Annotated in this window: 18 protein-coding genes; 12 read left to right on the top strand and 6 right to left on the bottom strand. The window is 69.3% G+C overall.

Features of this window, described 5'->3' with window-relative positions; all coding sequences use genetic code 11:
• Window positions 1–8: 8 nt before the first annotated feature.
• From IFU40_RS02265 to IFU40_RS02275, 3 genes are all read right to left on the bottom strand, one after another.
• Entirely contained in the window at window positions 9–278 is a 270-nt protein-coding gene (locus IFU40_RS02265; RefSeq protein WP_191925225.1) for a hypothetical protein, read from the bottom strand.
• Window positions 279–377: 99 nt separating this feature from the next.
• Window positions 378–782, bottom strand: a complete 405-nt coding sequence (locus IFU40_RS16990) for an oxidoreductase (RefSeq protein WP_446724819.1) — start codon at window positions 780–782, stop codon at window positions 378–380.
• Window positions 783–805: 23 nt separating this feature from the next.
• The gene (locus IFU40_RS02275) at window positions 806–1,261 is read right to left on the bottom strand and encodes a VOC family protein (protein ID WP_191925226.1); all 456 of its coding nucleotides are present in this window, start codon (window positions 1,259–1,261) and stop codon (window positions 806–808) included.
• A gap of 98 nt (window positions 1,262–1,359) precedes the next feature.
• Here IFU40_RS02275 and IFU40_RS02280 point away from each other — a divergent pair, with 98 nt between their 5' ends.
• Entirely contained in the window at window positions 1,360–2,361 is a 1,002-nt protein-coding gene (locus IFU40_RS02280) for a helix-turn-helix transcriptional regulator (RefSeq protein ID WP_191925227.1), read from the top strand.
• 4 nt (window positions 2,362–2,365) lie between these two features.
• Complete coding sequence (locus tag IFU40_RS02285; RefSeq protein WP_191925228.1) at window positions 2,366–2,929, top strand: dihydrofolate reductase family protein; 564 nt, start codon at window positions 2,366–2,368, stop codon at window positions 2,927–2,929.
• 10 nt (window positions 2,930–2,939) lie between these two features.
• Here IFU40_RS02285 and IFU40_RS02290 read toward each other — a convergent pair whose 3' ends face one another.
• Entirely contained in the window at window positions 2,940–4,127 is a 1,188-nt protein-coding gene (locus IFU40_RS02290; RefSeq protein WP_191925229.1) for an MFS transporter, read from the bottom strand.
• Entirely contained in the window at window positions 4,124–4,963 is an 840-nt protein-coding gene (locus IFU40_RS02295; protein ID WP_055832427.1) for a MurR/RpiR family transcriptional regulator, read from the bottom strand. Before IFU40_RS02295 ends, IFU40_RS02290 begins: the two co-directional genes overlap by 4 nt.
• Before the next feature lie 147 nt (window positions 4,964–5,110).
• Between IFU40_RS02295 and IFU40_RS02300 the strand changes: the two genes are divergently transcribed.
• The 4 genes from IFU40_RS02300 to IFU40_RS02315 are packed head-to-tail and all read left to right on the top strand — an operon-like array spanning window position 5,111 to window position 8,951.
• Window positions 5,111–5,740, top strand: coding sequence for a tripartite tricarboxylate transporter TctB family protein (locus tag IFU40_RS02300; RefSeq protein WP_191925230.1), 630 nt, complete (start codon window positions 5,111–5,113; stop codon window positions 5,738–5,740).
• 1 nt (window position 5,741) lies between these two features.
• Entirely contained in the window at window positions 5,742–7,265 is a 1,524-nt protein-coding gene (locus tag IFU40_RS02305) for a tripartite tricarboxylate transporter permease (RefSeq protein WP_070408949.1), read from the top strand.
• A gap of 46 nt (window positions 7,266–7,311) precedes the next feature.
• On the top strand, window positions 7,312–8,328 hold the full coding sequence (locus IFU40_RS02310) for a tripartite tricarboxylate transporter substrate binding protein (RefSeq protein ID WP_191925231.1): 1,017 nt from the start codon (window positions 7,312–7,314) through the stop codon (window positions 8,326–8,328).
• Complete coding sequence (locus tag IFU40_RS02315) at window positions 8,325–8,951, top strand: RraA family protein (protein ID WP_342343460.1); 627 nt, start codon at window positions 8,325–8,327, stop codon at window positions 8,949–8,951. The genes IFU40_RS02310 and IFU40_RS02315 overlap by 4 nt, the downstream gene beginning before the upstream one ends.
• Before the next feature lie 86 nt (window positions 8,952–9,037).
• Here the strand turns inward: IFU40_RS02315 and IFU40_RS02320 are convergent, their stop codons facing one another.
• Complete coding sequence (locus IFU40_RS02320; protein ID WP_191925232.1) at window positions 9,038–10,114, bottom strand: alkene reductase; 1,077 nt, start codon at window positions 10,112–10,114, stop codon at window positions 9,038–9,040.
• 312 nt (window positions 10,115–10,426) lie between these two features.
• Between IFU40_RS02320 and IFU40_RS02325 the strand changes: the two genes are divergently transcribed.
• The 6 genes from IFU40_RS02325 to pdxH all read left to right on the top strand — a co-directional run bounded on the left by IFU40_RS02325 (window position 10,427) and on the right by pdxH (window position 13,206).
• Window positions 10,427–10,735, top strand: coding sequence for a WXG100 family type VII secretion target (locus IFU40_RS02325; protein WP_191925233.1), 309 nt, complete (start codon window positions 10,427–10,429; stop codon window positions 10,733–10,735).
• Window positions 10,726–11,235: a hypothetical protein gene (locus tag IFU40_RS02330; RefSeq protein ID WP_191925234.1), complete on the top strand. Its 510-nt coding sequence runs from the start codon at window positions 10,726–10,728 to the stop codon at window positions 11,233–11,235. Before IFU40_RS02325 ends, IFU40_RS02330 begins: the two co-directional genes overlap by 10 nt.
• Window positions 11,235–11,555: a hypothetical protein gene (locus IFU40_RS02335; RefSeq protein ID WP_070408955.1), complete on the top strand. Its 321-nt coding sequence runs from the start codon at window positions 11,235–11,237 to the stop codon at window positions 11,553–11,555. The genes IFU40_RS02330 and IFU40_RS02335 overlap by 1 nt, the downstream gene beginning before the upstream one ends.
• Before the next feature lie 14 nt (window positions 11,556–11,569).
• Window positions 11,570–12,295, top strand: coding sequence for a hypothetical protein (locus IFU40_RS02340; protein WP_191925235.1), 726 nt, complete (start codon window positions 11,570–11,572; stop codon window positions 12,293–12,295).
• Window positions 12,295–12,447: a PLDc N-terminal domain-containing protein gene (locus tag IFU40_RS02345; RefSeq protein ID WP_156784863.1), complete on the top strand. Its 153-nt coding sequence runs from the start codon at window positions 12,295–12,297 to the stop codon at window positions 12,445–12,447. Before IFU40_RS02340 ends, IFU40_RS02345 begins: the two co-directional genes overlap by 1 nt.
• A 111-nt stretch (window positions 12,448–12,558) precedes the next feature.
• Complete coding sequence (pdxH, locus tag IFU40_RS02350; protein ID WP_191925236.1) at window positions 12,559–13,206, top strand: pyridoxamine 5'-phosphate oxidase; 648 nt, start codon at window positions 12,559–12,561, stop codon at window positions 13,204–13,206.
• Window positions 13,207–13,216: the final 10 nt, after the last annotated feature.

Here is a 13,216-nt window from a genome sequence, read left to right on the forward strand (position 1 = left end):
ACTGTGTTCTACTCCGGGTCAAGCACCTGAGCCACATTGCGGAACAGCTTCGCGAGAACTGCGTGCTCGCTCTCACCGGTCAGGTGAATAGTGAAATTTTGAAGGTCACCGATTCCCACCATCTCGTCATCGAGAGCAATGTGGCCCGCGTGCACCTTCACCTGCACTGACGAAGACCCTGAGTTGCCGTCGAGGGCTGATTCACGTGTCACGATGCAGTCCACGCTGGCGAAGTCGGTGTAAGTCAACGTTGTCACGCTCGGGTAATTGTCAGTCATTTGTCTAGCCTGCCAGACGGGGAGCGGCTCGACTGGGTGGAAGCCAGCGGGGTGGCCTTCTCGGAGGGCTGCGGCCAGGAAATGAACCCGGGGATCAGCTTAAGCTCGGCCTCGTCGGGTCGTGGGGCTTCCGCTCGGGCGCGATGCAGCGCTACCGACCGGCGTATGCCGAGGGGCCTCGCGCGAGGCTCCGAAGTAGGACGGGTTACGCCTGCGGAAATGGACGTCGAAGCCGGCATCCACTGCCTTACGGGCTTCGGAGGTCTCGAGCGCGTGCGGCTCGGCGTAGGCGACCTTGGTGCCGTCTGCCAGGCGCGTGTCGCCCTGGATCGCGATCGCCGAGGGGGCGACGATGCGGTCGGTGCCGGTGATGGCGGGGTGCGTGACGCGTCCGCCGTTCATGAGCTGCATGAAGACGGTGCCGCCCTCGGCGTGCACGGCCTCTGCCACTTTGGCCCAGCCGGCGGCCTGGGCGTCGGTGACGATGCCGGGCTGGCTACGAATCGCCGACCGCTACGGAGTCCGCTTCACATTGCCGCAACCGAAACGCTCCACGTCACGCCGAACCGGTCCGTCAGCATCCCGAACCCGGCGCTCCACGCCGAAGCCGCCAGCGGCTCGACGATCGTGGCATCCACCGCAAGGGCGTCCCAGTAGCCCCGCAGCTCGTCGAGCGTCGGCGAGCTGATCGAGACGAACAGCGCCTGGTCGGTGACCGTCGCGTTGTTCTCGCGAGAGGTGGACCCGCCGCCGGCGATGCCGCCCTCGGTGCGGCCGGGGATGTCGTAGCCCATGATTCGGAAGCCGTTCTCGGCGGCGACCAGGCCGAAGACGACCTTGTCGGACCCGGGGATGTCGGCCGGCATCCCGAAGTCGGCGTAGGTGTTGACGACGAGGTGTCCGCCGAAGACGGACTGGTAGAAAGCGAGCGCCTCACGGGCGTCGCCGCGGAAGTTCAGGTGGGTGGTGGTCTGCACGGACATGTCTGCTCCTCGATGTCTCGGCCGGGATCGGCTTGTAGATCAACGGTCTCAGCCGTATAGGTCTGTTTCTGTCCTCTATTCGCTTTAACGTGGACGACATGGCCACGACGTCGAGATTGCTCACTCTGCTGTCGCTGCTGCAGGCCCGGCGCGACTGGCCGGGGTCGGTGTTGGCGGCGCGGCTGGGCATCAGCCATCGCACGGTGCGGCGTGACATCGACCGTCTTCGCGAGATGGGTTACCGCATCGAGGCCGCGATGGGGCCCGACGGCGGATACAGCCTCGAGGCGGGCAACGACATGCCGCCGCTGCTCTTCGACGACGACCAGGCGCTCGCGGTCGCGATCGCGCTGCGGGCGGCCCCTGCGCTGGGCGCCGATATCGGGGAGGCGGCAGTGCGCGCACTCGGGACCATGCGTCAGGTGCTGCCATCGCGGGTTCGGCACCGGCTCGATGCCGTCGAGGTGACCACGGTCGGGCGTCCCGGTGATGCGCCGGCCCTCGCGGTGCCCCTGGACGTGCTCCTGACGCTGGGGCAGGCGCTGCGTGACCGGGTGACGGTCCGCTTCGACTACCTGCCTCGTGAGGGGGACGACGCCGAGCCGGGGCCGGCCCGGCGGGTCGAGCCGCACCATCTCGTCGCGTCGCAGGGCAGGTGGTACCTGCTCGCGTGGGACCTCGACCGGGAGGACTGGCGGCTCTTCTCGGCGCATCGAGTGCGGCCGCGAGTGCCGTCGGGAGCTCCGTTCGTGCCGCGGGTCGTGCCAGGCGGTGATGTCGACGCGTTCGTCTCGGCGCGGTTCAAGGGGTCGGACACCAATGAGTGGGCCTGCCGGGGGACGGTGCTGTTGCACGCGCCGGCCCGCGACGTGCTGCCTTTCGCCGGCGACGGAACTGTCACGGCTGTGGACGACGAGCGCTGCACCCTCGAAGCCGGTTCGTGGTCGTGGGGTGCCCTCGCCGCATCGTTCGGACGGTTCGAGGTGGCGATGGAGGTGGTGGGGCCGGCGGAGTTGGTGGAGGCGTTCGCGGCGCAGGCGGAGCGGTTCGCAGCGGTCGGGCGAGTCTCTACCGCCGAGGGGATCAGACGAGGAAGCTAACGACATGACCCAACCCCTCCGCTACGCCATAAACGTCACCCTCGACGGCTGCGTCCACCACGAGGCCGGCCTTCCGCCGGACTCCGAATCCATGGCGTTCTGGACCAACGAGCTGCGTCGCTCGGACACGCTCCTCTACGGCCGCGTCACGTACGAGCTGATGCAGGGGTCGTGGCGGCGGCCGGAGTCGGGACAGTGGCCCGACTGGATGGATGCCGATGAGGTGGCCTTCTCGGAGGTGATGGATCCGATGCGCAAGGTGGTGGCATCCGGAACCCTCGACGCCGTGGACTGGAACGCCGAGCTCCTCACCGGTGACGTTGTCGAAGCCGTTCGAACGCTGAAGGAGCGGCCCGGCCGGGGGATCTCGCTAGGCGGCGTGCATCTCCCTGTGGCGCTCGCCGCGGCGGGGCTGATCGACGAATACACCTTCGTCGTACACCCGGTGGTCGCCGGGCGCGGGCCACGCCTGCTCGATGGCATCTGGAATCAAATGCGACTCGAGCTTGTCGAGCGACGAGAGTTCCGCTCGGGCGCCACCGTCCAGCGGTACCAAGCCGTCTCGTAGCGGCTGCCCGCTACTCCGAACCCTCCCCGTCACGATCACTCGTACGCGACGTCGCCACAATGGCCACCCCCACGGCCAGCACGGCCGCGTTCGACCAGAAGATCGCCACGAGTCCGAGAGGACCGGCGACGAGGCCCACGCTCACCGGGATCAGCACCTGCAGCACGCGGTTGGCGGTCAGCCGCAGTCCGAGGGCGGCGCCGTGCACCGCGGGCGGGGTGATCGCGGTCGTCCAGGCCATGGTCAGGGGTTGGGGGAGGCCGAGGGCGATACCGAGCGCGATCATCACGGGGATCGCGCCCCACTGGTTGGCGAACGGCAGGGCGACGAGACTCGCGACGCCCATGAGCATCGCCACGACGAGCAGGGTGCGGCGGCCGAATCGCGCGACGATGCGGGCGAGGCCGAGGCGGCTCACGACCGAGACGACCGCGCGCAGGGCGAGCAGCAGACCGACGGTGACCGGGGCGATGCCCTTCTCGACCGCCCACAGCGGCACGAAGGTGTAGAGCAGGTCGACCGTCACGAGCACGGCTCCGCTGACGGCGAGGGCCCGCCACAACTCGGGGGCCTTCATCACCGCCGAGAGCGGAGCGCGCGGGGCCTTCGCGGCGGCGACTCGGCGGTGCGTGTCGCCGCGGCGCAGGAAGAGGATCAGCGGCAGAGCGAGCACCGTGAAGGCGAGGCAGACGGCGAAGCCCGCGGTCGTGTCGGGCTGATCGCGTGCGGCCAGGGTCGCGGCGATGGTGACGGCCGGGGGACCGATCAGTTGACCGATGGATGCCGCCGCGCTGAGGGTGCCGAAGCCGCTGTCCATCGAGCCCCCGCGGCTCGCGTGCGCGACGAAGGTCTGCTGGCCGATCATCACGCAGAGGTGGCCCAGGCCGATGGTCAGGGTCGCGGCGAACAGCAGGAGGACGGTCAAGGGCAGGGCGAGTACGACGATCGCGCCGATCGAGGCGATGACAAGCCCGGCGAAGGCGACGGTGCTGCCGCCGACGCGGTCGCAGATCCGGCCCGCGGGAAGCGCCGCGACGATCGTCGGAACGGCGAAGGATGCCGCGAGCGCGGCGAGCAGCAGTGGATCGCCGCCGAGCTCGAGCGCGCGGTAGCCGACCATCAGCCGCACGCCGACCCACGAGGCTTGCGACAGTGCCGCCTGGGTGCTGAGTGCCGCCCGCCAGGCGGGGCCGGTCACGGCCGGAGGGGGATCTCGTCGGTGCCGCCGAGCATGCGGGTGAGGCCGTCGATGTCTTCGCGCACGGCGTGGTAGCGCTCGGAGTCGAGGTGGTACACCGCGAGCTGGAGCGCGTAGCAGATCGCCATCGGCACGAAGAGGGTGCGGTACTCGCTGTCGGCGCTGCGGAGGGCCGCGATGAGGTGGTCGGGAGCGGGCCGGAACTGCGCGCCCGGCACGTCGGTGATGAGCAGGCTGCGTCCGCGTCGGCGCTGCGCCTCGGCGATGAGGGCCGGGAGCATGCGCGGCGTCTCGCGCAGCGCGAAGCCGATCAGCATGCTGGTGGAGTCGAACGGCACGAAACGCTCGGCGAGGTCCTTCGCCTGGGGCGAGAGGGTGACTACGACCATCCCCAGTCGGCGGAAGCGGCGGGCGAGCAGCTCCTGCAGCGAGCGGGCGTCGCCGTTGGCGAAGATGTAGACGACGCCGGCGCCGGCGATGTCGCGGGCAGCCGCGTCGATCGCGGACTGGGGGACGAACTCCGACAGGCGCTCGAGGCCCGCTCGCTCATCCGCGACGAACGACGCCAGGTCGGCCCCGGACTCCTGCCGCATCGGCGCACCGGAGAGCGCAGGGTTCACCTCGTCGGCGCGCAGGTCGCGGCGCAGGTCGGGATACCCGCGGTAGCCCAGCTTCTGCGCGAGGCGCACCACGGTCGACTCGTGCGTGCCGGCCTGGGCAGCCACGTCGGCCGCCGTCGTCGATGACGTCGCAGCGCTCAGCAGCACCGTCATGACCTTCTGCTCCGTAGCGCTCAGGGCGGCGGTGTTGCGAGTCGCGACGGCGCGAAAGCTCATGTTCTCTCCTTCGAGGGCACGACGCCGGTCGAGCGGGTCGGTTGTTGACAAGTCTGGACCATCCTGCAATCCTGTGCAAGTGCGCAAGTTGCGTGGAACGCCTTGCACACACACCTAGCACGGAAACCCGCAGAGAGGCGGATGACGATGGCGTCTGATGTGGTGGAGACCTCGTCCTCGACGAGGGCGCGGCAGTACCTGGAATGGTCTGTCGTGGCGATCGGTGCCGTCGCCGGCATCGCGGTCATGGTGTCTGGCTTCGGCTACGGCCTGACGAACGTGACCGGGGTCGGCGCGGGATTCTTCCCGGTCGTCGCGGGCGCCACGATCGCGCTTGGCGCTGTCCTCTGGGCGCTCCAGCTGCTCGGGGCGGCTACGGCGCGGCGCCGCGAGGCGAGCCGGTCGGACACACGGCCCCCGTTCGAGGCCAACCGCGTCGACCCGCCCACCGACACAGCGATCGGCGTGCTCGTCGTCGACGGGATCGACGAGGAAGACGACGACATCGCCCTCCCCGACCGTCGCGGAGTGCTGCGCGTCGCCATCGTGGCGGGGGCGCTCGTGCTCTCCGCGATCCTGCTTCCGGTGCTCGGCTACCTCATCACCATGACGCTGCTGCTCTTCAGCGTGATGACCCTCGTGAGCGCTCGCCGCTGGTGGGTCGCCCTGCTCATCGCTGTCGGTGTCGCCGTCATCAGCCGGTTCGTCTTCGCCGACCTGCTCGGCACCGCCCTCCCGCACTCGAGCATCACCGTGCTCCGCATGATCGGCCTCTGACATGGAATTCGGCGCTCTCTTCCAGGGACTCCTCACGGTCCTCACCCCCGAGAACCTGCTCTTCGCCCTTCTCGGCTGCGTGCTCGGCATGCTCGTCGGCGTGCTGCCCGGCTTCGGGCCCGCAGCCGCCGTGTCGCTGCTCATCCCGGTGACCTTCGGGCTCTCGCCCACGACGGCGATCATCATGCTCGCCGCCATCCTCTACGGCGCGGCCTTCGGCGGCACGATCACCGCCGTCCTGCTGCGGATCCCCGGCGAAGCCTCGTCGGTGGCGACGACCCTCGACGGCTACGAGCTCGCCAAGCGCGGGCGCGGCGGCCCGGCCCTGGTGATCGCGGCGGTCGGGTCGTTCATCGGCGGGCTGGTCGGAGTCGTCGGGTTCGTGCTCGTCGCCCCCTTCGCGCGGATCGCGCTGGAGTTCGGCGCCCCCGAGCTGTTCCTCGTGTCGTTCCTCGGGCTGCTGCTCATCACGAGCTTCGCGGGCAGCAACCCCGCCAAGGCGCTCATCAGCGCCGGCGTGGGCCTGGCGATCGCGACGGTGGGCCTCGACCCGGGCGTCGGCATCGTGCGCTTCGGATTCGACATGCCGCAGCTGTTCGACGGCATCGGCCTGGTCGCGATCGTGATGGGTGCCTTCGGGCTCAGCGAGATCCTCGCCCAGGCCCAGCGCGGCCCAGGCGGCATCGCCAAGCCCCTCTCGATCGGACGGCTCTACCCCACCCGCGACGACTTCCGCCGCTCGTGGAAGCCTTTCTTCCGCGGCTCGATCATCGGCTTCTTCATGGGCCTGCTCCCCGGCTCGCCCGGAGCGGCGACGTCGCTGGCCTCGTACGCCGCCGAGAAGCGCTTCTCGAAGAAGCACCGCTCGGAGTTCGGCCGCGGCGCCATGGAGGGCGTCGCCGGACCCGAGTCCGCCAACAACGCCCTCGCGGTGTCGTCGATGATCCCGCTGTTCACCCTCGGCATCCCGACGTCGGCCACGGTCGCGATCATGGCGGGGGCGTTCACCGTCAACGGCCTCATCCCCGGGCCGCTCCTGTTCCGCGACAACCCAGAGGTCGCCTGGGCCATCATCGCCAGCTTCCTGGTGGGCAACGTCATCCTGCTGATCCTCAACGTGCCCCTCGTGCGCGTCTGGATCGCCGTGCTCCGTCTGCCGTTCGCCTACCTGATGGCCGCGATCCTCGCGTTCATGTTCCTCGGCACGTACTCGATCAACGGCAGCACCTTCGAGATCTTCGTCATGGTCGCCGCGGGCGTGATCGGGTACGTCTTCCACCTGCTGCGCGTGCCGCTGACGCCGCTCGTGCTCGCGATCATCCTCGGGCCGATGCTCGAGGAGAACTTCCAGCGCTCGCTCGCCCTGTCGCGCGGCGACTGGGGAGTGTTCACCAGCAGCCCGATCGCCACCGGCCTGCTCCTCGTCTGCGCCCTCGCCGTCGCGCTGGGAGCGAGCCGCCCCGCCCTCGCCGCCTTCGTGCGGTCGCGGTCGCGGTCTCGTTCCCGCGCGCGGATCGACGCCTAGTCCTGTCCCTGCTCACCCGTCATCCCCACCAGAAGGAGAAATCAGCATGCGAACCCGCTCCCTGACCCTCACCGCCGTCGCAGCCTTCGCTGCCGTGGCCCTCGTCGGATGCTCGTCCGCCGCCGGCACCACCTCGAACGGCAACGGCGCCGACGAGGCCTGGCCCGCCGCCGGAACCGACATCGAATGGATCGTCCCCTCGGCAGCCGGTGCCGGCAACGACATCCTGGCCCGCATCGTCGCGCCGGCCATGCAGGAATCCCTCGACGCCAACATCCAGGTCGTGAACCTCGAGGGCGGCAGCCAGGTCGTCGGCCTCAGCAAGCTCGCCACCTCGGCACCCGACGGGACGACGTTCGGCTACACGAACATCCCGTCGATCCTCGGTCGCTACCTCGACCCCTCGAAGAACGCCACCTTCGATCGCGAGAGCTTCCTGCCGGTGGGTTCCTTCGCCACCAACTCGGTCGTGATCGGCGTGGCCGCGAACAGCCCCTACAAGACCATCGACGACCTGTTCGCCGCCGTCGAAGACGACCCCGGCACGATCACGGCGGGAACGGACTCGCGCGCCGGCGACGACCACGTCAATCTGCGCATCCTCGAGAACGAACTCGACCTGGGGTTCAACATCGTCCACTACAACAGTGGTGCCGACAAGGTGGCCGCCGTCATGTCGGGCGAGGTGAACTTCGCCCTCGGCGGGGTCTCGAGCTTCTACGGCCCCTACAAGTCCGGCGACATCCGCCTGCTGGCGATCGTCGAAGACGAGCAGAGCGAGCTCATGCCCGACGTGCCCACCCTGACCGGCGCGGGCTACGAGGTGGCGCCGATGAACAGCCGCTTCACCCTGTCGGTGCCGGCCGAGACGCCCGAGAACATCCGCTCCTCGCTGGAGGCCGCGCTCAAGGTCGCCGCGGAGGACCCCGCGGTCGTCGAGAAGCTCACCAACGCGGCCACCGTCGCCTCGTGGATGCCGGGTGCCGAGGTCGAGACGCTGTGGGAAGAGCGCGAAGCCACGATCTCTCCCATCATCGACGAGCTGCTGCAGGTCTCGAAGTGACCTCGGCCGTCGCGACAGCCGTCGCCGAGCGTGCACCCCTCAGCGCCTCCGAGCGCGAACGTCTCTCGCCCCTGGCCGCCTCGGCGGTCGTCGACTCGATGCAGCGCCTCGGGTCTCCGGATGCCGGGATCTCACCGACGTGGGTGGGGGCGCGCCTGGTGGGACCGGCGCTGACCGTGCTCACGGCGGCGGGCGACAACCAGATCGTGCACGCCGCGCTCGACGTCGTGCAGCCGGGCGAGGTCATCGTGCTCAACGGCTTCGGCGACACCACGAGGGCCCTGATCGGCGACCTCATCGCCGAGCGGGCGCGGAGCCTCGGGGTGGCGGGCTTCGTCGTCGACGGCTGCGTGCGCGACGTCGACGCGATCCGCGAGCTGGGGCTCCCCGTCTTCGCTCGCGGGGTCACGCCGGCCGGCCCCTACAAGAACGGCCCCGGGGTGATCGGCGGCGCCGTCGCCATCGGGGGAGTGGCCGTGCTCACGGGCGACGTCGTGGTCGCCGACGCCGACGGCGTCGTGTTCATCCCCCGCGCGCAGCTGGACACCATCGTCGACCTGGCGGAGCAGAAGCTCGAGAGCGAGGCCCGGAAGCGGGCGAGCATCCGGGCGTCGGTGGGCTGAGTCCGCACCGGCATCCGCATCCTCGGTCAGGACGAGGGCCTCGCGCGAACGGCATCCACCGTCCGTGCGAGGCCCTTCGACGTGATTCAGCCCTGCAAGAACGGGTAATCCGTGTAGCCGCGCTCGTCGCCGCCGTAGACCGACGCCTGGTCGACCTCGTTCTCGTCGGCGCCCTGCTCCCAGCGCGTGACGAGGTCGGGGTTGGCGATCGCGGGGCGACCGACGGCCACCAGGTCGGCGATGCCGTCGTCGACGGCCGAGACGGCCTCGTCGCGCGTGGTGATGCTCGAGAAGCCCGAGTTCACGATGAACGTGCCGCCGAACGCACGGCGGAGGTCCTGGATCAGCTCGCCCGCGGGGTCGGCGTGCAGCACGCTCAGGTACGCGAGTCCCAGAGGCGCGAGGCCGGCGATGAGCGCTTCGTAGGTGGCGCGGGTCTCAGCCTCGTCTTTTTCCCACACGTCCTGGATGTTGTGGGCGGGCGAGATGCGGATGCCGACGCGACCGGCGCCGATCTCGGCCACGACGGCCTCGGCGACCTCGATGACGAAGCGGGCGCGGGCCTCGGGCGACCCGCCGTACTCGTCGGTGCGCTGGTTGGAGGCGGGGGAGAGGAACTCGTGCAGCAGGTATCCGTTGGCGCCGTGCAGCTCAACACCGTCGAAGCCGGCATCCACTGCCTTACGGGCGGCGGCGACGAATTCGTCACGCACCGTGGCGAGTTCGGAGGTCTCGAGCGCGTGCGGCTCGGCGTAGGCGACCTTGGTGCCGTCTGCCAGGCGCGTGTCGCCCTGGATCGCGATCGCCGAGGGGGCGACGATGCGGTCGGTGCCGGTGATGGCGGGGTGCGTGACGCGTCCGCCGTTCATGAGCTGCATGAAGACGGTGCCGCCCTCGGCGTGCACGGCCTCTGCCACTTTGGCCCAGCCGGCGGCCTGGGCGTCGGTGACGATACCGGGCTGTCCGGGGTAGGCGCGCGACTCGTCACTCGGGAAGACGCCCTCGGTGACGAGGAGGCCGATGCCCGCGCGCTGTGCGTAGTACTTCGCCACGATCGGGCCGGGAACGCCGTCGGCCGACGCGCGCAGGCGGGTCATCGGGGCGAGCGAAACGCGGTTTCGAACATCGACATCGCCGACGGTGGTGGGGTGGAACAGGCTCACGGGAGTCCTTTCGTGAGGGGAGGAGGTCACGCTTGCTCAACGGGAGGAGGCGGAGACCTATTCCACCGGGGGCGCACGGAGGAGCGGGGTGGGTTGACCCGGACGCGCACGGACGTTCGCTTCGCGGCGGGCATTCTTCCGCGGGCATCGAGCCGGGGCGGGCTGCTCCGCGCGGCGGCATCGCGGGCTACCGACCCGAACCCGCGGAGCATTCATGAGACGCGCATGAGAACGCGGGTTCACCCCTGGCATCCGGGGATTCTGCGGACTAGCGTTGTCTCCCGTTCACGGCATGAGCCTAGGGGGGAACGCATGTCAACATCGTCCACGACGGCCGGCAACTATTCGATGAGCACCGAGTCGGTTCGGGCTTTGCAATCGTCGTTGTCGGAGTCCGTCGCATCCATCGATCGTCAGCTCGGGTCGCTGGGGGAGCGGCTCGACGCGCTGAGCGGCGAATGGTCGGGAGAGGCGTTCGACGCCTACCAACGCGCACAGGTCGAGTGGAACGCGTCGATGCAGCGGCTCAGCGGCTTGCTCAGCAGGGCCGGTGGATTGGCCGGCTCCAGCGTCGACCACCACCTGGCGGCGCGGACAGAGGTGGCTGCACTGTGGAGCTGAGCGCTGATCGACAGGCGAGGATCGGCCAGCTGCGGGCCGGCGTCGAGTCTCTGCGCGCGTCGGGGGAGCGCCTGCGCGCATCCCTCGCGGCGGGACTTCCCGACGAATCGCCCGACCCGGGTGTGCGGGTCTTCTACGACCTGGATGGCGTGATGGAGGCTGTGCACATCGACGACGAGACGCGCGCCTCTTTCGCGGGCGACGAGCTCATGCACAAGGTGACCTTGGCGCTCGCGACCGCCCCCGTTCCGACGGCCGTCACGCAGCGTCTGATCCGTGACCCCGAGGCACTTCGAGCGATCCGCGATCGCGGCGCCGGTGCACAACCGGCGACGCATACGAGTCCCGATGGTGCGGTGACGCTGACCACGGTGCTCGGCCGCCCGGTCGAGGTTCGCGGGTCGGAGGGGGCGCTCCTGTCGCGCGCCACCGAGGATCTGAGTGCGTCGATCGTGACGCTGGCCCGACAGGCCGCAGCACAAGAAGGGATGGTGCACTGATGAGCGATGTCGTCGTCAACATCGACGTCATGACCGCCGACGCCGAGGATGTCTGGGAAGACGCGAGCGAGCGTCTGGTCACGGCGAAGAACGCATGGCCCGCGATCGCCACCCCGGATTTCTCGGGACCGTTCGATGCCGCCGCGATCGCTGCGGCGTACGAGACGGCCAAGGAATCACTGGGCGCCTACCTCGATGGGGGAAGCGAGGAGTTTCTGCGCTTCGAAGAGAAGCTGCTTCGCGCCGCCATCGTCTACGGAGAATCACACGGAATGTCCGCGGCAGAGATCGCGGCCTTGGAAGCGGAGATCGACGGATGAGTTTTGTCGACGACATGAAACACCAGATCGAAGATTCTCTGCGTCAGGCGGATGAGAATCTCGACTGGATCAGCACCAACGGGCCGGTCATCATCGACCACCTGTTGAACATCTACCTCAAGGCCTGGCCCATCGCGGGACCGATGGTCAATCCCATCGCCGACCAGGCCAAAGCGGCTCTTGCAGACCACGTGCGAGAGGGCAGACTCGTCGTCGCCGTCCTGCGCATGGAGGTGCAGTACGTGGGAAGCCCCGACAACCTGCGCGCGGCGGCCGACACCATCGACAGCTCGTTCGTCACGCCTGCCCGCGATCTCGCCGATCGACTGGTTCTCGGCAACATTCCTTCGGCCCTGCCCTCGAACTACGACGACGGCGTGGCCAGCGAGACCTACCGCGCCAAGATCGACGGCCGCGACGCTGCCGTCCGCGACATCGACACCTACGCGACTCCGATCGGGCAGAGCCTGCGCGATCTCGCCGACGGAATCGAGTCGTACTTCAAGAGCCTGCGCGACATCACTCTGGCGGTGCTGGCTTTCATCGTCTCGCTCGTGCTGCTCATCGTCGGATGGGAGACGATCGTCGTCGGTGTCATCGGCGTCGTCGGCATGATCATCTCGGCCATCACCCTCTACAACCAAGTGACGGATCTCTTCGACGACACGAAGGCGACGACGGCCGGCGTGATCGGGACTTTCGAAACGACCATCCCCGCGTGGCCGGCGGTGCTCCAGTGATGGCGCGCGCCCCCTGGAACAGGCCGGGCGAATCCCCGCAGACGCGTCGTCTGCGCATCGCGCTGTTCTGGAGTGCGGTCGTGCTCGTCGTGGCGTTCGTCGGAATCCTCGTGTACTTCGTCGTGGGATCGGCCCGCATCGCCGGCCTGTGAGCTCGGCGCTTCGGTGAGGCGAGGTCCGCGGCCGTTCTGTGCCGTCGGGCCCGCCTCACCGTTGTGGCTGCGTACGATGGGCCTCCTGCACACGCTCCGGAGGACTGCGCGATGACCGAGAACCCCCTCGCCCACCGCCTCGACTACGCCCTCGACGCGCTCGACGACGGCGCGTTGAGCGCCTCGCCCGTGGAGCTCTTCGAACGCTGGCTCGCCGACGCGGCCGACCTGCCCGAGCCGAACGCGATGGTGGTCTCGACGGTGGATGCCGAGGCCCGACCGACCTCGCGCACCGTGCTGCTGCGTGGCATCGACGACGACGGCGCGCTGTGGTTCTTCACCAACCGCCTGTCGCGAAAGGGCCGCGCGCTCGCCGAGAATCCTTCGGTGTCGATCCTGTTCCCCTGGTACGCGTTGCAGCGCCAGGTCATCGTGCTCGGTACGGCGACGCCGCTGCCGCCCGAGCGTGATGACGCGTACTTCGCCTCGCGGCCCCGCGCTTCGCAACTGTCGGCCTGGGCGAGCCACCAGTCGGAGCAGGTGGCATCCCGAACCGCCCTCGAGGAGCAGATGGCCCATATCGGCGCCCGATTCGCCGACGACGAGTCCGTGCCGCGCCCCCCGCACTGGGGTGGATACCGGGTCGAGCCTCGTGAGATCGAGTTCTGGCAGGGGCGGCCGTCGCGACTGCACGACCGCATCGTGTTCTCACGCGACGACCTGGCGGGGGAGTGGGCGGCGTACCGGCGGCAGCCGTGACGACGCCTTC

Source organism: Microbacterium sp. CFBP 13617, from assembly GCF_014839445.1.
Taxonomy (GTDB): domain Bacteria; phylum Actinomycetota; class Actinomycetes; order Actinomycetales; family Microbacteriaceae; genus Microbacterium.